Annotated in this window: 21 protein-coding genes; 17 read left to right on the top strand and 4 right to left on the bottom strand. The window is 64.6% G+C overall.

Annotation, left to right across the window (positions count from 1 at the left end):
* Positions 1 to 129: 129 nt before the first annotated feature.
* The 13 genes from INQ42_RS06495 to INQ42_RS06435 all read left to right on the top strand — a co-directional run bounded on the left by INQ42_RS06495 (position 130) and on the right by INQ42_RS06435 (position 12,311).
* Complete coding sequence (locus tag INQ42_RS06495; protein ID WP_194033564.1) at positions 130 to 744, top strand: TetR/AcrR family transcriptional regulator; 615 nt, start codon at positions 130 to 132, stop codon at positions 742 to 744.
* A complete protein-coding gene (gene hlyD, locus INQ42_RS06490) occupies positions 734 to 1,771 on the top strand; it encodes a secretion protein HlyD (RefSeq protein WP_194033563.1) in 1,038 nt (345 codons plus the stop codon). Before INQ42_RS06495 ends, hlyD begins: the two co-directional genes overlap by 11 nt.
* Before the next feature lies 1 nt (position 1,772).
* A complete protein-coding gene (locus INQ42_RS06485) occupies positions 1,773 to 3,560 on the top strand; it encodes an ATP-binding cassette domain-containing protein (RefSeq protein ID WP_194033562.1) in 1,788 nt (595 codons plus the stop codon).
* 11 nt (positions 3,561 to 3,571) lie between these two features.
* The gene (locus INQ42_RS06480; protein WP_194035789.1) at positions 3,572 to 4,747 is read left to right on the top strand and encodes an ABC transporter permease; all 1,176 of its coding nucleotides are present in this window, start codon (positions 3,572 to 3,574) and stop codon (positions 4,745 to 4,747) included.
* An 18-nt stretch (positions 4,748 to 4,765) separates the two neighbouring features.
* Positions 4,766 to 5,890, top strand: a complete 1,125-nt coding sequence (locus INQ42_RS06475; RefSeq protein ID WP_194035788.1) for an ABC transporter permease — start codon at positions 4,766 to 4,768, stop codon at positions 5,888 to 5,890.
* A 31-nt stretch (positions 5,891 to 5,921) separates the two neighbouring features.
* The gene (locus tag INQ42_RS06470) at positions 5,922 to 7,430 is read left to right on the top strand and encodes an efflux transporter outer membrane subunit (protein WP_194035658.1); all 1,509 of its coding nucleotides are present in this window, start codon (positions 5,922 to 5,924) and stop codon (positions 7,428 to 7,430) included.
* Positions 7,431 to 7,432: 2 nt separating this feature from the next.
* On the top strand, positions 7,433 to 7,930 hold the full coding sequence (locus INQ42_RS06465; protein ID WP_194035657.1) for a methyltransferase family protein: 498 nt from the start codon (positions 7,433 to 7,435) through the stop codon (positions 7,928 to 7,930).
* Positions 7,931 to 8,087: 157 nt separating this feature from the next.
* Entirely contained in the window at positions 8,088 to 8,714 is a 627-nt protein-coding gene (locus tag INQ42_RS06460) for a hypothetical protein (protein ID WP_194035656.1), read from the top strand.
* 76 nt (positions 8,715 to 8,790) lie between these two features.
* Positions 8,791 to 9,420: a glutathione S-transferase family protein gene (locus tag INQ42_RS06455; RefSeq protein ID WP_194035655.1), complete on the top strand. Its 630-nt coding sequence runs from the start codon at positions 8,791 to 8,793 to the stop codon at positions 9,418 to 9,420.
* A gap of 174 nt (positions 9,421 to 9,594) precedes the next feature.
* Complete coding sequence (locus INQ42_RS06450) at positions 9,595 to 10,053, top strand: iron-sulfur cluster assembly scaffold protein (RefSeq protein WP_194035654.1); 459 nt, start codon at positions 9,595 to 9,597, stop codon at positions 10,051 to 10,053.
* Positions 10,050 to 11,240 (top strand): NAD(P)/FAD-dependent oxidoreductase, encoded by a 1,191-nt coding sequence (locus INQ42_RS06445; RefSeq protein WP_194035653.1) that lies wholly within the window; start codon positions 10,050 to 10,052, stop codon positions 11,238 to 11,240. The genes INQ42_RS06450 and INQ42_RS06445 overlap by 4 nt, the downstream gene beginning before the upstream one ends.
* 12 nt (positions 11,241 to 11,252) lie before the next feature.
* Positions 11,253 to 11,705, top strand: a complete 453-nt coding sequence (locus INQ42_RS06440) for a hypothetical protein (RefSeq protein ID WP_228064463.1) — start codon at positions 11,253 to 11,255, stop codon at positions 11,703 to 11,705.
* A 30-nt stretch (positions 11,706 to 11,735) separates the two neighbouring features.
* Positions 11,736 to 12,311, top strand: a complete 576-nt coding sequence (locus INQ42_RS06435) for a DNA-3-methyladenine glycosylase (RefSeq protein ID WP_194035652.1) — start codon at positions 11,736 to 11,738, stop codon at positions 12,309 to 12,311.
* A gap of 81 nt (positions 12,312 to 12,392) precedes the next feature.
* Here the strand turns inward: INQ42_RS06435 and INQ42_RS06430 are convergent, their stop codons facing one another.
* The 3 genes from INQ42_RS06430 to INQ42_RS06420 all read right to left on the bottom strand — a co-directional run bounded on the left by INQ42_RS06430 (position 12,393) and on the right by INQ42_RS06420 (position 16,819).
* Complete coding sequence (locus INQ42_RS06430) at positions 12,393 to 13,757, bottom strand: replication-associated recombination protein A (RefSeq protein WP_282435702.1); 1,365 nt, start codon at positions 13,755 to 13,757, stop codon at positions 12,393 to 12,395.
* Between the two features lie 13 nt (positions 13,758 to 13,770).
* On the bottom strand, positions 13,771 to 14,400 hold the full coding sequence (lolA, locus tag INQ42_RS06425; protein WP_194035650.1) for an outer membrane lipoprotein chaperone LolA: 630 nt from the start codon (positions 14,398 to 14,400) through the stop codon (positions 13,771 to 13,773).
* Between the two features lie 94 nt (positions 14,401 to 14,494).
* Positions 14,495 to 16,819, bottom strand: coding sequence for a DNA translocase FtsK (locus tag INQ42_RS06420; protein WP_228064483.1), 2,325 nt, complete (start codon positions 16,817 to 16,819; stop codon positions 14,495 to 14,497).
* A gap of 248 nt (positions 16,820 to 17,067) precedes the next feature.
* Here INQ42_RS06420 and trxB point away from each other — a divergent pair, with 248 nt between their 5' ends.
* The 4 genes from trxB (at position 17,068) to infA (ending at position 20,310) form a co-directional block, all read left to right on the top strand.
* The gene (trxB, locus tag INQ42_RS06415; protein WP_194035648.1) at positions 17,068 to 18,024 is read left to right on the top strand and encodes a thioredoxin-disulfide reductase; all 957 of its coding nucleotides are present in this window, start codon (positions 17,068 to 17,070) and stop codon (positions 18,022 to 18,024) included.
* A 16-nt stretch (positions 18,025 to 18,040) separates the two neighbouring features.
* A complete protein-coding gene (locus tag INQ42_RS06410; RefSeq protein ID WP_194035646.1) occupies positions 18,041 to 19,225 on the top strand; it encodes a GNAT family N-acetyltransferase in 1,185 nt (394 codons plus the stop codon).
* Entirely contained in the window at positions 19,206 to 19,988 is a 783-nt protein-coding gene (aat, locus tag INQ42_RS06405) for a leucyl/phenylalanyl-tRNA--protein transferase (protein WP_194035645.1), read from the top strand. The genes INQ42_RS06410 and aat overlap by 20 nt, the downstream gene beginning before the upstream one ends.
* Before the next feature lie 103 nt (positions 19,989 to 20,091).
* Positions 20,092 to 20,310, top strand: coding sequence for a translation initiation factor IF-1 (gene infA, locus INQ42_RS06400; protein WP_036193457.1), 219 nt, complete (start codon positions 20,092 to 20,094; stop codon positions 20,308 to 20,310).
* Between the two features lie 107 nt (positions 20,311 to 20,417).
* Here infA and clpA read toward each other — a convergent pair whose 3' ends face one another.
* The gene (clpA, locus tag INQ42_RS06395) at positions 20,418 to 22,697 is read right to left on the bottom strand and encodes an ATP-dependent Clp protease ATP-binding subunit ClpA (protein ID WP_194035644.1); all 2,280 of its coding nucleotides are present in this window, start codon (positions 22,695 to 22,697) and stop codon (positions 20,418 to 20,420) included.
* Positions 22,698 to 22,705 lie beyond the last annotated feature (8 nt).

Raw genomic sequence — 22,705 nt, 5'->3', positions numbered from 1 at the left:
CGGGGGGACACCGGTTTGAGTGGGGGCTCGAAAGCAGGCCGGCTGCTTGCGTTGATTCTGGAAGTGTTGCGTTACCGCACTGCTGCGATAAGATAGTAACCGATTACTTTCTTTCAGGCCAGACAGAAAATGTCCCAGCGATCGAGGAACCTCCCCGCCGAAGAGCGTCGTGCCGTAACGGTGGAAGCGGTGGTAGCGCTGGCAGCGTCCACCAATCCCAGCGAAATCACGACGGCGGCGATCGCCAAGCAAATGCAGCTTACCCAAGGCGCCCTGTTCCGGCATTTTCCCAGCAAGGAGGCGATCTGGCAGGCCGTCATGGAATGGGTCGCCGAGCGGTTGCTGACGGTTATCGACCGGGCCGCCACGGGCATCGACTCGCCGCTTGGGGCAATGCGCGCAATGTTCCTGGCCCACGTTGATTTCGTCGCGGAGCATCCGGGGGTCCCGCGCATGATGTTCGGCGAGCTCCAGCGATCCGGCACGACAGGGGCAAAGAAGATGGTCCAGGTCCTGATGTCCGGTTACCGCACTCGCCTGCGGGCCAAGGTGGAGGAGGGCAAGGCACAGGGCGAACTGTTGTCCACGCTGGACACCGATGCGGCGGCGACGCTGTTTATTGGTTCGATCCAAGGGCTGATCATGCAATCCCTGCTGGCGGGGGACGTTGAGCAAATGCGCCGCGATGCGCCCGGGTCGTTCACGATTTACCGCCGCGGTATCGAGGCACGCCATGACGACTGAGCCCCGCAGGACTCCCTTCGGCAGGGCACGGCGGGTTCTGCTGGTGCTCGCGGTAATACTGGTCGCGGGCCTGGCATGGTGGCTGGTGCGTGATCGGGACGATGGCGACGCGTTGCGCCTCTACGGCAACGTCGATATCCGCGAGGTGGAACTGGCCTTCCGGCAACCGGGACGCATCTCGCGCATGCATTTCGATGAGGGCGACGCGGTCGCGGCAGGCGATGTCATGGCCACGATCGATGCGGGCCCCTACGAGCACTCCCTGGCCGCTGTACAGGCCGAGCTTGATGCCTCCCAGGCGGAGCTGGCCAAGCTGCGCAGTGGCAGCCGCCCGCAGGAAGTTGCCCAGGCGAAGCAGGCCGTCACTCAGGCGCAGTCCGGCTTCGACGAGGCGCAGCTCAATTTCCGACGCCAAGAGCGGCTCCTGCCCTCGGGCGCCAGCAGTCAACGCACTGTCGATGCGGCAAGGAACGCGCGCGAGCAGGCCGCCGCCGCACTCGCCTCGGCCAAGTCCGCCCTGTCCCTGACCAGTGAGGGATTCCGCAGCGAGGACGTCACCGCAGGGCAGGCGCGGGTGGCCGCCGCCGAAGCCGCCTTGGCACAGGCCCTTACGGCTCTCGATGACACTCAGCTGGTTGCGCCAAGCGACGCGACAGTACTTTCGCGCGTGCGTGAGCCCGGCAGCATGGTCGCAAGCACCAGCACGGTTTACAGCCTTAGCCTGCGCGATCCGGTGTATGTCCGCGCCTACGTCAGCGAGCCACAGTTGGGGCTGGTGGCGCCGGGGACCCAGGTCCGCGTCCACACCGACTCGTCGGAGAAAGCCTACCGCGGTCAGATCGGCTTCATCTCGCCCCGTGCCGAGTTCACCCCGAAGTCCGTGGAAACCGCCGACCTGCGGACCGACCTCGTCTACCGCTTGCGGGTGGTGGTCGCCGATGCGGATGAAGGCCTTCGGCAAGGCATGCCGGTAACGGTGGTGGTTGGGAACGATCCAGCCGGTACGCAGGAATCTCCGGAGCCATGAGGTGACTTCGGCCGACGCCAACCACGTTCGACGACAACGCCTCGGGAGCGCCGCCGCCGTGGAGATCCACAACGTCGCCAAGCGCTTCGGCGATGTCGAGGCACTGCGGGGTTTCAGCGCGCAAATCCACTATGGGCGCCTCACCGGGCTGGTCGGACCGGACGGCGCCGGCAAGACAACGCTGATGCGGATCATGGCCGGGCTGTTGGTGCCAGATGGCGGGGCCGTGACGCTGGCCGGCTTTGACGTGGTTGACGACAACGATGCGATCCACGTCGCCAGTGGCTATATGCCGCAGCGCGTCGGTCTCTACGAAGACCTGTCGGTAATCGAGAACATGCGCCTGTATGCGCGCCTGCGCGGCATGGGCGCCGGCCTGCACGACCGGATCTTCGAAAGCCTGCTCGACTTCACCCGGCTCGGACCGTTTACCCAACGCCTCGCCGGCAAGCTATCGGGCGGCATGAAACAGAAGCTGGGACTGGCTTGCGCGCTGATGGCGAAACCCCGGGTGCTGCTGCTGGACGAGCCGAGCGTGGGCGTCGATCCGGTCAGCCGGCAGGATCTGTGGCGAATGGTGCAGGCACTCACCGATGATGGCATGGCGGTGATCTGGTCGACCGCGTATCTGGACGAGGCCGAGCGTTGCCAGAGCGTGCTGCTGCTCAACGAGGGGAAGCTCGAGTTCGACGGTGCGCCGCAGGAGCTGAGCGACCGGCTGCAGGGGCGAAGTTTCCGCATGGAGCACGTCGGCGCCGAACGTCGCGCCATCCTTTCACGCGCACTGGATCTGGCCAGCGTGAGCGATGGCGTGCTCCAGGGCGATGCAGTGCGGGTGGTGCTGCGGCAGGGTGCCGGCGGCAATGAACTCAAAGCGCTGGCCGCCGATGTGGGGGCAAGCCTTGAACCGGTAAAGGCGCGTTTCGAGGATGCCTTCATCGACCTGCTGGGCGGCGGGCCGGGCGGGACGTCGGCGCTCGCCGATCGCTTTGATACGGTGGAACTTGATTCCGACATCGCCGTGTCCTGCAAGGATCTGACCAAGCGCTTTGGCGACTTCACCGCGACAGACAGTGTCAGCTTCGAGGTACGCAAGGGCGAAATATTCGGCCTGCTGGGACCCAACGGTGCGGGCAAGTCCACCACGTTCAAGATGCTTTGTGGCTTGCTGAAACCCACGGCAGGGCAGGCGCACGTCGTGGGGAACGATCTTCGTCACGCAACCGGTGCGGCCAAAAGCCAGCTCGGCTACATGGCGCAGAAGTTCTCGCTTTACGGGCTGCTGTCGGTGCGCCAGAACCTGGAATTCTCCGCGGGCGTCTACGGGCTGGAGCGAGCGTTCAGGCGCGAGCGCATCGACGAGATGATCGAGACCTTCGATCTCGGTCAATACCTGTCGACGTCGCCCGAATCCCTGCCGTTGGGCTTCAAGCAACGGCTCGCGCTGGCCTGTGCGCTGATGCACCGCCCGCCTGTGCTTTTTCTCGATGAACCCACTTCGGGTGTTGATCCGATCACGCGGCGCGAGTTCTGGACCCACATCAATGGGCTCGCGCGCAAGGGAGTTACCGTGATGGTGACCACCCATTTCATGGATGAGGCCGAGTACTGCGATCGCGTCGCGATGATGTATCGCGCCCGGCTGATCGCACTCGACACACCTGACGGGCTGAAACGGGGAGCGCGGTGCGACGAGCGCCCCGATCCGACGATGGAAGACGCATTCATCCACCTGGTTGAATCCGCCGAGCTGCAAGACGGGGCTCGCACTGCCGCGGAGGCGGCGTGAGCAGCGATTCCATCGATGCGCCGGCATACGACGGCCCCCAAACCCGACCCGATGACGAGCGAAGCGGGCGCAGATTCGACGGGCGTCGACTGGCCGCGCTGATCCGGAAGGAAAGCCTGCAGGCGATTCGGGACCCGTCCACGATCCTCATCGCCTTCGTGATGCCGGTGGTGCTGCTGTTCCTGTTCGCCTACGCGGTATCGCTGGATGTGCGCGAGGTGCGCATTGGAGTAGTGCTCGAGTCCGATACCGCGGCCGCGCAATCACTCGCAGCGGCCTTTGCCGGCACCCGCTACCTGAAGATGACCCCGGCACGCGACCGTCGTGAAGTCGCGGATCAGCTCGTTTCCGGCAAGTTGCGCGGCTTCGTGGTGATCCCGCAGGATTTCGAGCGCCGTCTGGCTTCGCCGGGCTCGCAGCCGCTGGTGCAGGTCATCACTGACGGCTCGCAGCCCAATACAGCCAATTTCGTCGCCAATTATGCCCAGGGAGTTGTGCAGACCTGGGGCGCGGGTCGCGCCGGATCGGCACCGGTGCCCGCGATTTCACTGGATCCGCGCTTCTGGTTCAACGCCGAGCTGGAAAGCCGTCGTGCGCTCGTCCCGGGCGCCATCGCCATCGTGATGACGATCATAGGCACCATGCTGACCGCGCTCGTCGTCGCACGTGAGTGGGAGCGGGGGACGATGGAGGCGATCCTCTCCACGCCCGCGTCGGTGATGGAGATCCTGATCGGCAAGCTGGCGCCGTATTTCACGATGGGCATGATCGCCACGCTGGCGTCAGCCGCGTTGGCGACGTTTGCGTTCGACGTGCCTTTGCGCGGGTCGCTGCTTGCATTGATGACATTGTCGGCAGTGTTCCTGATTCCTGCGCTGGGGCAGGGACTGCTGATCTCGGTGGTGACCCGGAACCAGTTCCTCGCATCGCAGGTCGCGCTTTTTTCCGGCTTCCTGCCGTCGTTCCTGCTCTCGGGGTTCCTGTTCGAGATCGACGCGATGCCGCTGCCGATCCAGCTGATCACATACCTGATCCCCGCGCGCTACTTCGTGTCTTCGCTGCAGACCGTGTTCCTGGCGGGCGATGTGTGGTCGGTGTTCCTGCCGAACCTGGGGGCGATGGCTGCCATTGGCGCCGTCTTCTTCGCCATCGCGAAGCACAAGACGAGCAAGAACCTGGAGGCCTGATCGATGCGCTCCCCGTGGATGGCCGGCCTGTTGGACAGCTTCATCAGTCCGCGTCTACGGGCGCAGATCGTCAAGGAGTTGCTCAGTATCCTGCGCGACCCGCGCAGCCGCATGATCGTGTTCGCGCCGCCACTGCTGCAACTGCTGGTCTTCACCTTCGCCACCACACTGGAAGTGCGCAACGCCAACATTGCCGTATACAACCACGATGCGGGACGGTGGTCGCACGAGCTCCAGGCACGCATCGGCGCCGCGCACTTCGTCGACCGCCTCTATACCGTGCACAATCCGGACGAACTGCAGGAACTCGTCGATCGCAGGAAGGTGATTGCTGCGATCCACATCGGACCCGAATTCTCACGCGACATCGCCGCTGGCCGCACTGGAGAAGTGCAGGTGATCGTGGACGGACGTCGCAGCAATGCCGGCCAGATCGCGTTGGGCTACCTCAATGCCATCGCGGCAGACGTCGGCAGCACGGCGAGGGGGCAATCCTGGCCAGCGTCCCCGGCAGTCGTGCGGCACTGGTTCAACCCCAACCTGGTCTATCGCTGGTTTGTAGTCCCGGCACTGTCGGGGATCCTGGTTTTTTTCAGTGCGTTGATGATCACATCGCTGTCGATCGCCCGCGAACGCGAGCTGGGAACGTTCGATCAACTGCTGGTATCGCCGACCACCACGGCGGAGATCATCATCGCCAAGGCGGTGCCCGCACTCGCAATCGGCACCGTGCTTGGCCTGATGATGATCGGGGCGGCTGCATTTCTGTTCCGGGTGCCGTTTACGGGTTCGTTCTGGCTGCTCCTGCCGAGCCTGCTGTTGTTCATCCTGTCGGTGGTCGGTATTGGCCTGATGGTCTCCTCGGTTTCGGCGACCCAGCAGCAGGCCATCCTCGGAGCGTTTGCAATCGGTGTACCCGCGGTGCTGATGTCGGGTTTCGCCACGCCGGTGGAGAACATGCCCATCGCACTGCAATGGATGGCCCAGGCCATTCCGCTCACCCACTTCCTGGTCATCGTGGAAGGCTCGTTCCTGAAGGCCATGCCGGCCTCCGACATCCTCGCCAATACCTGGCCGCTCGCGGTCATCGCGTTGGTGACGTTGACCGCGGCCGCCGTACTCGTACGCAGTCGTCTGCAGTGACGCACATGCACGACGCAATGAGAGGTCTGACATGAAGCGCTCAAACACCGGTTCCCGTTGCGGAGTGCTCGCTGCACTGGTTCTGGCCGCTCTCGCGTCCGGCGGCTGCGCGGTCGGGCCGGAGTACCGCGACCCACCGCCCGTCGATACCGGCTCGGGATGGAGCCAGCCCGCTGATTCCAACGTTGCAGAGTTCAATAATTCGACGTGGTGGGCCACGTTGGGCGATCCCGATCTCACGCGACTTGCGGAGGCGGCCCTGGCGAACAACCTGGACCTGCAGCAGGCACAGGCACAGATCGACGAAGCGCGTGCGCTACGCGACCGGGCCGCCGGCGGACATGCGCCCGTCGTTGAAATTGACGGCAGCGTGATGCGTCGCCGGCAAAGCGCGAACGGGCCTCTGCCGATCGCTTCCATTCCCGGCGTCGAGCGCGACCAGACCATCTACGACGCCGGGTTCGACGCCGGTTGGGAAATCGACCTGTTCGGTCGGACCCGGCGGGCGCTGCAAAGCGCGGATGCGGTTGTCCAGGCTGCGCAGGCAGAGGCGGTCGGCGTGCGCATCAGCATCGCCGCCGAAGTTGCGCGCAGCTACCTGTCGTTGCGGGGCGCGCAGCGGGAGCTTGCGGCGCGCACGGGTTCTGTGACTGCTTTGACGCTTACACGTGACCTGGTGGAGATGCGGCTCGAGGCGGGCGATGCGGCACAGGCGGAAGTCGACGCGGTCGACGCACGCGTTGCGGCTGCGGAAGCTGGAATTCCCGGAATCGAGGCGCAATTGCGCAGCGCAGCGTTGGAGCTGGGCGTCCTGCTCGCCCAGCCACCGGAGCGCGAACTTGCGCTGCTCGAAACCACCGCAGATGCGATCGTGTTGGTTCCGATACCGCTGGGCGAGCGAGCGGACATCCTGCGCCGCCGCCCCGACGTCCTGGCCGCCGAACGACGACTCGCCGCTCGCACCGCCGACATCGGGGTTGCTACTGCCGAGTTGTTCCCCAAGATTTCCATTGGGGCCAGCGGCGGCTTTCAGGCACTGGACGCCGACAACCTGCTCGCATCGACCAGCCAGACGTTTTCGGTCATGCCGCTGATCTCATGGCGCGTGCTGGATGGTGGTCGGGTGCGCGCCGAGATCCGCGCCAGCGAAGCGCGGCAGACCCAGGCCGCAGTCGCCTACGAGCAGACAGTGCTGGCCGCACTCGGCGACGCTGAGCGGGCGCTTGCCAATTACCGGCTCGGCCTGGAAGCGGTTGAGCGTCGGAGCAGGGCGGTAGAAGCAGCGCGCCGCAGCTACGGGCACGCACAAGACCGCTACCGCGCCGGCGACATCGCCCTTGCCGAGCAACTGGCCGAAGAGCGCAATCTTCGGGATGCCGAAGACGCATACGCCCGCACGCACACATCCGCCGCAGTCGCATTGGTAGCCTTGTTCAAGGCGTTGGGAGGCGGGTGGGAAGGTCAATCCGATCTGCAGGCACCCGCCAATGCACGCTCCGCAGTGGACGCGATCACACATCGCAATGCGCCAGAGAAATGATGATGAACGACGACATCAGGCAGCGCCCCAACCGGATTCCCTGGCCGCCCATCCTGGCGGTGGGCGCGGTGTTGGCAGCCTGGGTATTGGAAGCGGTATTGCCCACCGGAGAAATGCTGGCCGGGGCAGGGCGTTGGACTCGTGTCACCGGTATCCTGGTCGCGGCGACGGGGCTTGGCTTTGACCTTGCAGCCATGCTCACCATGCACCGGGCACGGACGAACATCCTGCCCCATCGTGCTGCGGGACACTTGGTGACAAACGGGGTTTTCGCCCTGTCACGCAACCCCATTTATCTCGGCAACACGCTGTTGCTGCTCGGTCTGGCGTTGGCGCTGCACTCGCCGTGGCTACTGGTTACCGCACTGGTTGCGGCCGTGTTGGTGAACCAGCTCGCGATAAAACGCGAAGAGAGGCATCTGGCGGCGCGCTTCGGGACGTTGTTCGCGCAGTACAGACAACGCGTCCCACGCTGGTTTGGCTTTCCGCGACGTCGCTAGCCTCGTCCGCGATGTGCTCAGCGGCGGATCAGAGTACCCGGAAGTCTCTCGGCCGGATCGGTCGCGGGGACGACTCGCGCGTGGAGCTTGATCTGCGTCACGTGAAGCAACGGCCCGAATGGTTAGCGTAGTGATAACCATTCCATCGGAGTCAGACGTGATCTTTCCGGCCTTTTTCGAGCAGGCTCCCGTAGTGAAAGCCTTCGATCCGCTCGCCAAACTCCTCGGTGCCCCCAGTGACGGGTGTTTTGACTATGTCTACGCCGATGCCGTGCGTTTTTCCGGGCATTCCTGTCCAACCGTCGCCGGCTCGTTCCTCATGGGCCGTGCCGCGATGCAGGCGCTTTATCCCGAAGGTCGCGCCGAACGTGGGCAGATAGAGGTCTCGATGGGCGCTCCTGCTGGTCACGGCACCACGGGAGTCATGGCGCAGGTGCTCACGCTGCTGACGGGAGCGGCAGCGGAGAACGGATTCAAGGGAATCGGTGGAAGCTATGCGCGCAACGGCCTGTTGACCTTCGCCGAACATCCCGAGTCGGGCGCAGTGACTTTCCGCCGCCGGGATACCGGCGAGATGGTGATCGCGGAACTCGACACTTCCCCGGTACCCGGAAACCCGAACCAGCGTGGTTTGCTGATTGGAATCATGCAGGACGTGGCGAGCGACTCGCAGAAGCGCGCGTTTGCAGAAGGCTGGCAGGAACGCGTTCGGACGATGTTGGTGGATTTCGCCGACGACCCGCGCTTGATCAGGTTGAAGCGAGTCGAAGTCACACAAGGATGACATTGGAGTTTGTACATAATATGCATTATGCGAAGTAGCAGATCGACCAGCCATTCACTTCTACGGAGATTCCAGAATGCCCACCCTCTACACCATGCCCGGTACCTGCTCGCTTGCGCCCAACATCGCCATCGCCTGGCTTGATGCACCGGTCGACATCCACAACATGGCCTACGGCGACCACAAGAAGGACGCCTATCTGGAGATCAATCCAAAAGGTAAGGTCCCTGCGGTGCGCTTCGAGGACGGCGATGTCCTGACTGAAGCGTCGGCGATCCTGGCCTGGCTCGGATCGACCTACGGCAAGGGGAAGTTTGCCCGTGACAGCCAAATTGGCCGCAAGGAAGCCGAAGCGTTGTCCTACATGACATCCGAGGTTCACGCGACTTATGGGGGTCATTTTGGCCCCGGCAACCTCGCGGACAGTGAAACGGCGAAAGACGAGGTCAAGCAGAAGACCTACGAGAAGCTCAACGTGCACTACACGCGCCTGAACGAGGACATGAAAGCGCACGGAGGTAACTGGTATCTGGGAGGCGTCAGGTCGTTCGCGGACGCGTTTCTGTACGTGCTCACCCGCTGGCTGGAACAGACACCGCTCTCCATCGACGATTACCCCGCATTGAGGAAGCACCGGGCCGACATGGAAGCTGACGAAGGTGTGAAGAAGGCTCTGGAGCGTCAGGACATGCAACCCATCGGATAAGGAATCGCCGAATACCCGCAGGCGATCAGGGCAGGCGTGGCCGGACGGCCGCCCCGCCCCATCCAGGAACACCCGATCCGGAGAACCGCTCACTGCTCGTTTCCCCCACCGTGCTACGGTGACTGGAGTGAATCCAGGAGACGAGATATCACCACGCAAGTTGACGGTTCCTCCATGGAATCGCTCTACGAAGCACTCAAGAAGTACGTGCCGCAGGTACGAAAAGACAAACGCCTGCAGGTGCCGCCTGCGCGTTCGGTCGATGTCTACAGCGAAGTCTGCGGCAGCAAACTCACGCTGGATGCCGAGATCGTTGACGGCCGTGTTACCGACGTGGGCTACCGTGTCCGCGCATGCTCGCTCGGACAGGCATCCACCGCGATTGCAGCGCAACGCGCAATCGGTATGGACGCCGAAGGCCTGGCCCGTGTCCAGACCCAGCTTGAGCAACTACTTTCCGGTTCATCCGAACCCGATGCCCCACTCGACTGGCCTGAAGTCGAGATTTTCGCCGCCGCCAAGCCGCACACCGCCCGCCATGGAGCGATTTTGCTTCCATTCGTGGCGTTTCAGAAGCTGTTTGCCAACGAAAACGCCCAAGGCGGCGGCGCAACTGAAGGAGAGTCCGTGTGAAAAAAGATATTTTCGTGATCGGCGGAGGGATCGGCGGCACCATGACCGCCAACAGCCTTGTCGCCAAACTCTATCCGGAGATCCAGCGCGGCGAAGTCCGCGTATCCCTGATTTCCAACAGTCCTTGGCACTACTACAAGCCCGCCTTCATGTACGTCGCGTTCGGCATGTTCTACAAGAACGAATTGCGTCGCAGGCAGGCATCGCTGCTGCGTCCCGAAGTCAATTTCATCCTCGATGAAGTCACTGCGTTCGACTTCAAGGACAGCAGGTTGCGCACCAGGTCCGGCGCCGACCACAGCTACGATTACCTGGTGGTATCCACCGGCTGCATCCCCTCCCCCGAGCGCATCGAGGGTCTGGTGGAAGGCGGAGACCATTTCTACCAGCACGATCCGGCGCTCAAGCTGTACAACAAGCTGCGCACGATCGAGAAGGGGCGCATCTTCATTGGCGTGACCTTTCCGCAGACGCCAAACGTGCCCCATCAGTGCGGCATCGCGCCGATGGAGACCACGCTCATGCTGGACGACCTGCTGCGGAAACGTGGCGTTCGCGATCAGGTCGAGATCGTCTACACCTACCCCACGATCTCGCAGCTGCTGCGCAACTGCCTGTTCCTGCAAAAGGACGTCGGCGAGGTGCTGCCGGGCGTGTTCGAATCCAAGGGAATCGAGTACAAACGCGGCTTCACCCTCAACCGGGTGGATCCGGACGCCAAGGTCGCCTATTCCGAGGAAGGTGGCGAGGAGCCCTTTGACATCCTGATGCAGACGCCGCCGATCCGCGCGGTCGATGCCGTCCTCAACTCCGGCGTATCGGAGGCACCGAACAATGAAGGCTGGTTGCCCACCGATCGCCTGACGATGCAGATGGACGGGTTCCCCAACGTGTTCCCCATGGGCGACACGGTCGACCTGCCAATCAGCAAGGCAGGAGGCAGCTGTCACAACCAGGCGCCGGTGATCTGCGACAACATCGCTGGCCTGATCCGCTTGGGTCACACCGTCGCCGAATACGACGGCAAGGTCCAGGCGGTCGCGCAGATGGGCCTGGAGGCAGGAATGCCGCTCTGGTACGACTACGACAAGGATGTTCAACCCACCCCCGCGACGAAGGTCGGCGGACTGATGCGCAAGGCATTCAACCGTGGCGTGTACTGGTCCGTCGCCCGCGGCCTGGTCTGAGGAGGAGCAAACATGAGTAACGAAATGGAAGCACAGGCCCAGCCGATGGGCTCGCTCGCGGATCTGGCACGCCAGTCTCCCGAGTTGAATGATCAGGCAACGCTGCAAGGCATCTCCGACATCGTCGCCAAGCTGGCCCCGCTGTTGCAGGGCAAACGTCTGCACAACGTCGTGGACCTGTTGTCGGCGGTGTCGGACGTCGTCGACATGGCCGACGACGCGATGGTGCAGAAGATGATGAAGGGCTACGAGGAAGTGGTTGCCGGCGCCTGGAACCTGAGCAACATCACCCGCCATTCCGCCGCAGAGGCAGGCCGCGTGGAGACGCCGCCAACGCTGTGGCAGGGCATCCGGGAGTTCAACCGTAACGAGGACGCCCGACGCGGGCTCCTGGTGGCGATGAACCTTCTGAGCAGTGTCGGTCGCCAGGCGCGGATCGCAGGCGAGCCGATCACGGAGGACTGAGGAAGACCGCAAACGAATCCTTTTCCCACGTTGAAAAGCACCCTTCCAGCAAGCTTCTACCAGCGGGCCGCGACCGAGCTCGGGCCCGTGCTGCTGAATAAATTGCTGGTGGCCTCCGACGGCCGGACCGGCCGGATTGTCGAGGTCGAGGCCTATACCGGCTCTGACGATCCCGCGTCGCATTCGCACCGGGGCAAGACGCAGCGGAACGCGACGATGTTCGGACCGCCCGGGCTCCTGTATGTCTACCTCAGCTACGGCATCCACTGGTGCGCGAACGTCGTGTGCGGGAGCGACGGCGAAGGCACCGCGGTGCTGATCAGGGCGCTGGAGCCAGTCGCCGGACTGCAAAGGATGCGGGAAGCCCGCAGCAAGGCGCGTCGCGACCTGGACCTGTGCCGCGGTCCGGCAAGGCTTGCGCAGGCGCTTGGCATAACCGGCGATGACGATGGAACCGATCTGGTCGACGGGCCTTTTCGACTGGTGGACGACGGCGTCCCTCCCCCACCCGATCCCGTGGTAACGACGCGCATCGGGATTTCGCGGGCGACGGACCTGCCGTGGCGATGGTACGTGCCCGACAACCCGCATGTCTCCCGCTTGTGACCGCAAGCTGAGGTCGCCGCGGACGAGCATTGCTGGCGTTCGCCACCCGCGACATGCGTCGATGCGCCGGGCCGGGGCGCGCTACCTGCGCTTTGCCGCCGCCTGGCGCGCGGCTCGGATCCGGTCGATCTTTTCCTTCAGCTTGATCTCCATGCCCCGCTCCACCGGTCGGTAGTAGACCTGCTCACCCATCGCGTCAGGAAACCCGGTCTGCTCCAGTGCGATGCCGTCGGCCGAGTCATGATCGTACTGATAGCCTTTCGCGTAGCCCAGTTCCTTCATCAGTTTGGTTGGCGCGTTGCGCAGATGCATCGGCACCTCCTGCGTACCGTGCTCGCGCACGTCCCGGCGGGCGGCGTTCCACGCCGTGTAGGTAGCATTGGACTTGGCGGTGCTGGCCAGATAGATGACCAGTTGAGCCAGGGCCAGATCGCCTTCCGGGCTGCCAAGCCGGTCGTAGGTATCCCACGCGTCGATCGCCATCTGCTGGGCGCGCGGATCGGCCAGCCCGATGTCCTCGGTCGCCATCCGCGTCAGCCGGCGCGCAAGGTAGGCCGGATCGCAACCGCCGTCCATCATCCGCGCGAACCAGTACAGCGCGGCGTCGGGGTTGGAGCTACGCACCGACTTGTGCAGGGCGGAGATCTGGTCGTAGAACTGCTCGCCACCCTTGTCGAAGCGGCGGGTCCGGTCGGCGAGGACCTGCACCAGCGTCGCCGGGGTGATCTCGCCCTCCTCGCCCAGCGCGAGTTCGGCGGCGATCTCCAGCAGCGTCAGTCCGCGCCGTACATCGCCATCCGCGGCGCCGGCAATCTGCAGCAGTGCCTCGTCGGTGACGGCCAGGTCCTGGCCGCCCAATCCGCGCACGTTGTCATCAAGCGCGCGGCGAAGTGCGATCGCGATGTCATCGGCCGAAACCGCATCCATGACATGCACGCGGCAGCGTGACAGCAGCGCTGAATTCAGTTCGAACGAGGGATTCTCGGTCGTCGCACCAACAAACAGGATTGTGCCGCGCTCGATGTGTGGCAGGAACGCGTCCTGCTGGGTCTTGTTGAACCGATGCACCTCGTCGACGAACAGCACGGTGCGCCGCCCTTCGGCAAAACGCTGCGCCGCCTCTGCCAGCACCTTGCGCACTTCCGGCAAGCCGGAAAGTACCGCCGAAATTGCCCGGAACTCGGCATCCGTGTATTGGGCCAGCAGCAGGGCGAAGGTGGTTTTGCCACAGCCCGGCGGCCCCCACAGGATCATCGAGTGGGCGTGGCCGGATTCCACCGCGCGGCGCAGCGCCGACTCGGGTGCGAGCAGGCGTCGCTGGCCGACCATCTCGTCCAGCGATTCCGGCCGCATGCGCTCGGCAAGCGGCCGCAGCGCACTGTTGTCCACGCTCAGCAGATCAGGCGTCAGGGACGCATCGGTACCGGCGGCGCGCGATCTGGGCAAGCGGCGAGCGTGATCAGCGTTCGCCAATCACGTCAACGCCCTTGGGCGGCGTGTATCTGAACGTGGAAGCGGCAAAGTCGGGATTGCGTTTCCACTGGGCGAATTCGATGCGGGTACGTTGACCGACCGCGTCTTCGACCTCCATGCGCACCAGCTTCGCGCCGGCAAAGCCAAGGCGCGCGGTGCGGAAGCTGGCCTCTTCGTCGGTTTTGGGCGCCAGGCTCAGCCAGTCCAGGCCGTCCGCCTTGCCGGTTTCCTTGACCACGAATCGCTGGTCCAGCTTGGCCGGCTCAAACAACGCGGAAAGCGGGCTGCTCTGCTCCTCCGCCCCCTGATTGCGCACGGTTACCTGCTCCAGGTCGGGATCAAAGATCCACACCTTTTTGCCATCGGCGACGATCAGCTGCGGATAGGGTTTGACATACTCCCAGCGGAACAGATGCGGCACCGAGAGCTGCACCTGGCCGGTGGAGGTCTCCTTGAGCTTGCCACCCGCGTCATACACCTGCTGGGTGAAGGTGCCATCCAGCCCGGTCAGGCCCTTGGTAAATTGCGAGAGATCATCGCGTGCGCCCGCGAGCGCGCTGCCGGCGACGAACGCGCCCAGCAGCAATCCGGTACCCCAGCGAATCATCGGGTTCATAGGTCGATCTCCGGTTGCATCAACATTGCTGTCCAACGGACGTCAAGTGTGTGCGAATCAAGCTGAACGGGTACGCCACATCATGCGTCGCCATTCAGTCCCGAGGCGGCGGTGGCGCCAGCACGCTGCGGTCGCCGTTGTGTTCCTGGGGACTGACAATCCCGGCTGCCTCCATGGCCTCGACGAGGCGCGCGGCGCGGTTGTAGCCGATCTTGAGACGCCGCTGCACGCCGGAGATCGACGCCCTCCTCGTCTCGGTGACCACGCGGACCGCCTCGTCGTACAGCGGGTCGGATTCGTCGCCGCTGCTGACGGTTTCCGGCAGGCCACCCGGTCCTACCACTACCCCATCGCCCATGGTCTGGACGTCCTCGAGCACGCCAGTGATGTAATCGGGGCCACCACCGGTCTGCTTGAGGAACTCGACCACGCGATGCACTTCGTCGTCGGAGACGAACGCACCATGCACACGCTCGGGCATTGCGGTGCCCGGCGGCAGGTACAGCATGTCGCCGTTGCCCAGCAGCGTCTCCGCGCCGGACTGGTCGAGGATGGTCCGCGAGTCGATCTTGCTCGACACCTGGAAGGCGATCCGGGTCGGGATGTTGGCCTTGATCAGCCCGGTGATGACGTCCACCGACGGCCGCTGGGTCGCAAGAATCAGGTGGATCCCGGCGGCGCGGGACTTCTGTGCCAGGCGGGCGATGAGTTCCTCGACCTTCTTGCCGACGATCATCATCATGTCGGCGAATTCGTCGATGAAGATCACGATGAACGGCAGCGGTTCCAGTAGTGGCGCGGCCTCGTCGATCTCCGGATTCGGTTTGAACAGCGGATCGCTCATCGGCTGGCCGGCGTCGATCGCGTCGCGCACCTTCTTGTTGAAGCCGGCCAGGTTGCGCACGCCGACCGCGCTCATCAGCTTGTAGCGGCGCTCCATCTCCGCCACGCACCAGCGCAGCGCGTTGGCCGCCTCCTTCATGTCGGTGACCACCGGCGCCAGCAGGTGCGGAATGCCCTCGTAGACCGAGAGTTCCAGCATCTTGGGGTCGATCATCAGCATCCGCACGTCTTTCGCCGATGCCTTGTAGAGCAGGCTCAACACCATCGCGTTGACGCCGACCGACTTGCCCGAGCCGGTGGTTCCGGCGACCAGCAGGTGCGGCATGCGCGCCAGGTCCGCCACCGTCGGACGACCACCGATGTCCTTGCCCAGCGCGATCGTCAGCGGACTGGAGGACTTGTCGTATTCCTTCGAACGCAGCAGCTCGGAGAGGTAGATCATCTCGCGCTTGTCGTTCGGCGTTTCCAGGCCGATCACCGCCTTGCCCGGAATCACATCGACCACGCGGACCGCCTTCACCGACAGGCCGCGGGCGATATCCTTGTCCAGCGAACTGATCTGGCTGACCTTGATCCCGGGCGCCGGCTCGATCTCGAAGCGGGTGATGACCGGACCCGGATAGGCGCCGACCACGGTGGCGTCGATGCGGAAATCCTTGAGCTTGAACTCGATCTGCCGCGACAGGGTCTCCAGCGTCTCGGAGTTGTAACCCTTGGGCTGCGGCTTCGGATCATCCAGCAGCGACAAAGGCGGTATGCCACTGCCATCGCCGACATTGAGCAGCGGGATCTGCTGCTCGCGGTGGGCGCGGTCGCTGCGCTCCACCGCCGCCGGTGCGGGTGGCTCGATCCTGACCGGCGCCCGTTTTGCCCGCAATTCCGTGTCGACCTTGCGGACCTCCTCGCGCTCCTCGCGCAGCGCCCGGGTGTGCTGCCACTCGCTGGCTTGCTTCGTGCCACGCCGGAACAAACCGCCCAGCACCGGCCCCAGGCGCATCACGCCCTGCCCGATGCGGTCCATGACCGCCAACCAGGAAATGCCGGTAGCCAGGGTCACCGAGACCAGCAGCAACGCCAGCAGGAACATGTTGCCGCCGACCGGCCCGAAGCCCTTGTACAGCGAGTCCCCCACGAGCTTGCCGAGGATGCCGCCGGCGCCGGCCGAAAAGTCCGCCACCGGGCCGATGCGCAGCTGCAGCAATCCGGTCGCCGAGACCAGGAAGCCGACGATGCCCACCAGGCGAAGCGCGGGACCGAGGTCGGCTTCGCCGTCGCCGTCGGTATCCATTCCGAACAGCGCGATCCAGGCGACCAGACCGAGCATCACCGGCAACAGGAACGCCACGTAGCCGCACAGGGCGAGCAACACACTCGCCGTCCACGCGCCGAAATAGCCGCCCACGTTGCTGGTCGGAGCGGTCACGCTGACCGACTGCGACCAGCCCGGGTCGGTCGGCGAATAGGTGAAAAGGCTGGCGACCAGGTACAGCAGGACCGGCGCGATCAGGATCATCGCAATGTCCCGCATCAGCCGCTGGCGCCCTGGCGACGGCGATTTCGCAGCGCTGGAGCTCAGTGGGGCTTTCTTTTTCCGGGATGCAGCCGACGCTTGCGCCACCGTGATGTTCCGCCTTAGCTAAGTTGCGTTAGCTATTGAATATACGTGAAATAATGGAATCCGGTCGCATCAAGCGACTGCGATGCAACGATCCGTTCCCGCCCCTTCGCCTTGTGTTGCCGGGACCCGGACTCCAAGCTAGGTAGCATCCTGGCAGCTGCATCAACGCTGCCGCCGCATCTCCGACAACCGTTGCGATTATAGACATGACCCCAAACAAACACGCCCGCCTCATCATCCTGGGCTCCGGCCCTGCGGGCTGGACTTCCGCGGTGTACGCCGCGCGCGCCAACCTCAAACCGCTGCTGATCACGGGCATGCAGATGGGCGGTCAGCTGATGACCACCACTGACGTGGACAACTGGCCCGGCGACGCCCACGGCCTGCAGGGCCCCGACCTGATGTCGCGCATGCAGGCGCACGCCGAGCGCTTCGACACCGAGGTGGTGTTCGACCACATCCACTCGGCCGACCTGTCGCGCCGCCCGTTCCGCCTGATCGGCGACAGCGGCGAGTACACCTGCGACGCGCTGGTCATCGCCACCGGCGCCAGCGCCAAGTACCTGGGACTGGAATCAGAGACCAAATACATGGGCAAGGGCGTGTCCGCCTGCGCGACGTGCGACGGCTTCTTCTACAAGGAACAGGAAGTGGCGGTCATCGGCGGTGGCAACACGGCCGTCGAGGAGGCACTGTACCTCTCCAACATCGCCCGCAAGGTCTATCTGGTGCACCGCCGCGACACCCTGCGTGCGGAGAAAATCCTGCAGGACAAGCTGTTCGCCAAGGCCCAGGCGGGCAAGATCGAACTCATCTGGGATCACGCGGTCGAGGAGGTCCTGGGCGATGACTCGGGCGTGACGGGCATGCGCCTTCGTTCGACCAAGGATGACCAGAGCGTCCGCGAGATCGAGGTCAACGGCTTCTTCGTGGCGATCGGCCACACCCCCAACACCTCGTTGTTCGAAGGCCAGCTGGAAATGAATAGCGGCTACCTGCAGATCGAGTCCGGCCTGGCCGGCAACGCGACCCAGACCTCGGTGCCCGGCGTGTTCGCAGCCGGCGATGTGGCCGACCAGGTCTACCGCCAGGCGATCACCTCGGCCGGCTTCGGTTGCATGGCCGCGCTGGACGCCGAGCGTTTCCTCGACCTGGAAAGCTGACGACCGGCAATCGCCCATGAGCGCCCTGCTCGCTCGCACCGTCGCCAGCCTGGATGAGATCGAGCCCGCGGCGTGGGATCGCTTGCACGACGGCAGCAATCCGTTCGTGCAGCATGCGTTCCTTGCGGGACTTGAGCGGCACGGCTGCATCCAGGCGCAGTGGGGGTGGACTCCCAGGCACCTGACCCTGTGGCGCGACGGTGCGTTGGTCGCCGCCGCGCCCGGCTACCTGAAGGAGAACTCGCACGGCGAGTTCGTGTTCGACCACGCCTGGGCCCGCGCTTACGCATCGCAAGGCCTGGCGTACTTCCCCAAGCATCTCTACGCGGTGCCCTACTCCCCGGTCACCGGCTCGCGCCTGCTGGCCGGCGGCGATGCCGGGCTTGAGCGTGCGCTGGTCGATGCCATGGCCGACGATGCGGCGCGTATGGGCAACTCTTCGGCGCACGTGAATTTCCACCCGGCCGGCCAGCAGGGAGCATTCGAGGACGCCGTAACCAGCAACCAATGGCTGGCCCGCATCGACGTCCAGTACCACTGGAGCAACCACGGCGACTGGGACGACTTTGCCGGGTTCCTGGGCGCGCTCAGCCACAAGCGTCGCAAGAATATCCGCCAGGAACGCGCCCGCGTTGCCGCCGCCGGGGTGAGCTTCCGGATCGTCGATGGCACGAGCGCGACGGCGGAAGACCTGCGCCGGATCCATGGCTTCTACCTGCAGACATTCGCCGACTACGGCAACCACCCGGCCTTGACGCTGCCCTTCCTGCACCATCTCGCCGCGACGATGCCCGGGTCACTGGTCCTGTTTTTCGCCGAGCGCGACGGCCGACCCATCGCGGGTGCGCTGTGCCTGCGTGGCGACGACACGCTGTACGGGCGCTACTGGGGCTCGATCGAAGACGTGCCTGGCCTGCACTTCGAGACCTGCTACTACCAGGGCATCGAATACTGCCTGCGCGAAGGCCTGTCGCGCTTTGAGCCGGGCGCGCAGGGCGAGCACAAGCTCGCACGTGGTTTCCTGCCCGAGTTCGTGCATAGCCGCCACTGGATTGCCGAGCCGGTGTTTCGCGATGCGTTGCGGCCCTGGTGCCGGCAAGAGACCGAATCGGTGCGCAGCTACGCGCGCACGCTGTCCGCGCATTCCCCGTTCAAGCAGGCCGAGCCCGGGCCGGCAGCCGATGCCGATCTATCTTCCTGAATTGTCGGACGATCCGGTCGCTCCGTTTCCTGATCCAAGGACCGCCCTGCGTGACCCGGACGGCTTGTTGGCAATGGGCGGCGACCTGTCGCCAGCGCGGCTGCTGACCGCCTATTCCAGCGGAATCTTCCCCTGGTACTCCGAAGGGCAGCCGCTGTTGTGGTGGTCGCCCGACCCACGCACGGTTTTCCGTACGAATGGCGTCCATCTCTCCCGCCGATTCCGCCGCGATCTGCGACGATCCGACTGGACGGTCACCGCCGATACCGCGTTCCGGCAGGTCATCGACAACTGCGCGCAAACCCCACGTGCGGGCCAACCCGGCACCTGGATCACCCGCGCGATGTGCGAGGCATACGACGGGCTGCATGAACTGGGGTACGCGCATTCCATCGAGGTCTGGGATGGCGTGATTCTCGTTGGCGGGCTGTACGGCGTGGCCATCGGCAGGATGTTCTTCGGGGAGAGCATGTTCAGCGCCGCGCCCGGAGGATCCAAGATCGCACTGGCCGCGCTGGCCCATCATCTGGACCTGCGAGGCTGGCCGCTGATCGATGCGCAGGTTGAGAATGCGCACCTCATGTCGCTGGGCGCCATGTCGTGGCCGCGCGATCGCTTTCTGGATATTGCCGGCGCGCTGGCTGGCGAGGCGGGTGAGCCCGGCACCTGGAGCGAACGCTTCGGTCGACTCCCCGCATCCTGCCTCGCGGACGAGCCCGTTGTTACCACCGGGGCGGCCGGCCCAATCGGACGCGGCACGTGAACAGAAAACACGTGCCGGTTTTGCGTGGTCGGCCTGATCGTGTCAGAATGCCGGGCTTCGCGGCCGCATTGTTGCGCCGCCATTTGAGTGATACAGGAAACACATGGCAAAAGACGACGTGATCGAATTCGAGGGCACGGTGGCGGAAACCCTTCCGAACACCCTGTTCCGCGTGCGCCTCGAAAACGGGCACGAGATCATCGCCCACATTTCAGGCCGGATGCGCAAGAACTACATCCGCATCCTGACCGGCGACAAGGTAAAAGTGGAGATGACCCCGTACGACCTCACCAAGGGGCGCATCACCTACCGCAACAAGTAATCGCGGCGGGTACAGCACAAGAAAAAGGCGGCCAGTGGCCGCCTTTTTTGTGACTCCGAACCGGAATGCCGGGTCGGCCACGACGGCGCGACCCGGACGGCAGTCCCCTACTCCACCGAGGCAGGCAGCAACTTCTCCGGCTCGGGCCACGAGTCGATCACCAGCTCGTCGTCCTTGACCTCCACGCTGACGCGGCCGCCGTTCATCAGCTTGCCGAACAGCAGCTCGTCGGCGAGCGGGCGCTTGATCCTGTCCTGGATCACGCGCGCCATCGGCCTTGCGCCCATCTGCGGATCGAAGCCGTGCTGGGCCAGCCACTCGCGCGCCTCCGGCGTGGTTGACAGCGTGACGCCCTTCTCCTGCAGCTGTGCTTCCAGCTCGATCAGGAACTTGTCCACCACGCGCAGGATGTGCTCGAAGCCCAGTGCATCGAACTGCACCACCGCGTCCAGGCGGTTGCGGAATTCCGGACTGAAGGCCTTGCGGATGGCTTCCATCGCGTCGGTGCTGTGGTCCTGGCGGGTAAAGCCGATCGTCCGTCGCGACGCCATGGCGGCACCGGCGTTGGTGGTCATCACCAGGATCACGTTGCGGAAGTTCGCCTCGCGGCCGTTGGTGTCGGTCAGCGCCCCGCGGTCCATGACCTGCAGCAGGATGTTGAAGATGTCCGGATGCGCCTTCTCCACCTCGTCCAGCAGCAGCACGCAGTGCGGCGTCTTGACGATCTTTTCGGTCAGCAGGCCGCCCTGGTCGAAACCCACGTACCCCGGAGGCGCACCGATCAGGCGCGACACCGAATGCGGCTCCATGTACTCGGACATGTCGAAGCGCACCAGTTCGATGCCCAGCTGCAGCGCCAGCTGACGGGTCACCTCGGTCTTGCCCACGCCGGTCGGGCCGGCGAACAGGAAGTTGCCGATCGGCTTGTCGGGATTGCCCAGGCCGGAACGCGACAGCTTGATCGCGGAAGTGAGCGAGTCGATGGCCGGATCCTGGCCAAAGATCACCATCTTCAGGTTGCGCTCCAGGTTGCGCAGCACGTCCTTGTCGGTGGCCGATACCTGCCGCGCCGGAATCCGGGCCATCTTGGCCACGATCGTCTCGATCTCGTCGACATCGATCTGCGATTTGCGCTGGCCCTCGGGCAGCAGGCGCTGGCGTGCACCCGCCTCGTCTATCACGTCGATCGCCTTGTCCGGCAGCAACCTGTCCCCGATGTGCTTGACCGACAGGTCCACCGCCGCCTGCAGCGCGTCGTCGTTGTAGGTGACGCCGTGGTGGGTCTCGTAGCGCGGCTTGAGCCCCTGCAGGATCTCGACGGTCTCGCCCGGGGTCGGCTCGACGATATCGATCTTCTGGAAGCGGCGTGCCAGGGCGCGGTCCTTCTCGAAGATGCCGCGGTATTCCTGGAACGTGGTCGAGCCGATGCAACGCAGGTCGCCTGAAGACAGCGCCGGCTTGATCAGGTTGCTGGCATCCATGGTGCCGCCCGACGCCGAGCCCGCACCGATGATGGTGTGGATCTCATCAATAAACAGGATCGCCTCGGGAATCTTCTTCATCTGCGCCAGCACCGCTTTCAGGCGCTTCTCGAAGTCGCCGCGGTACTTGGTTCCGGCCACCAGCGCGCCCAGGTCCAGCGCGTAGATGATGGCGTCGGCCAGCACCTCGGGGACTTCGCCGTCCACGATACGCTTGGCCAGGCCTTCAGCGATGGCGGTCTTGCCCACGCCGGCTTCACCCACGTACAGCGGGTTGTTCTTGCGGCGGCGGCAGAGCACCTGGATCGTGCGCTCGACTTCCTCGCCGCGGCCGACCAGCGGATCGATCTTGCCGTCGCGGGCCAGCTGGTTGAGGTCAACGGCAAACTCCGACAGCGCATCGGCCTTGCCCTCGCCTTCGGCCTCCGCCGGGCGCGCTTCGCCATCGGTGGGCTGGCTGTCTTCGCCATCCCCGTGGCGCGCAATGCCGTGGGACAGGTAATTCACCACATCCAGGCGGGCGATGTCCTGCTGGTTGAGGAAGTAGACGGCGTGCGAATCCTTCTCGCCGAAGATCGCCACCAGCACGTTGGCGCCGGTGACCTCCTTCTTGCCGGAGGACTGCACGTGGTAGACAGCGCGTTGCAGCACGCGCTGGAAGCCCAGGGTGGGCTGGGTGTCGCGGTCGAGGTCATCGGGAAGTACCGAGACCGACGTGGCAATCGCTTCTTCCAGGTCGCTGCGCAGGCGGTGGTCGTCCGCGTCGCAGGCCTTCAGGACCGATTCGGCCGAGGGGTTGTCTAGCAGGGCCAGCAACAGGTGCTCGACCGTCATGTACTCGTGGCGTGCCTCACGGGCGCGCTTGTAGCACTGGCCGATGCTGAACTCGAGATCTTTACTGAACATGGGGCGTG

This window comes from Lysobacter avium, assembly GCF_015209745.1.
Taxonomy (GTDB): domain Bacteria; phylum Pseudomonadota; class Gammaproteobacteria; order Xanthomonadales; family Xanthomonadaceae; genus Novilysobacter; species Novilysobacter avium.
Note: the sequence above shows the minus strand (reverse complement) of the source record. Positions and strands in the feature narration are given on the sequence as shown.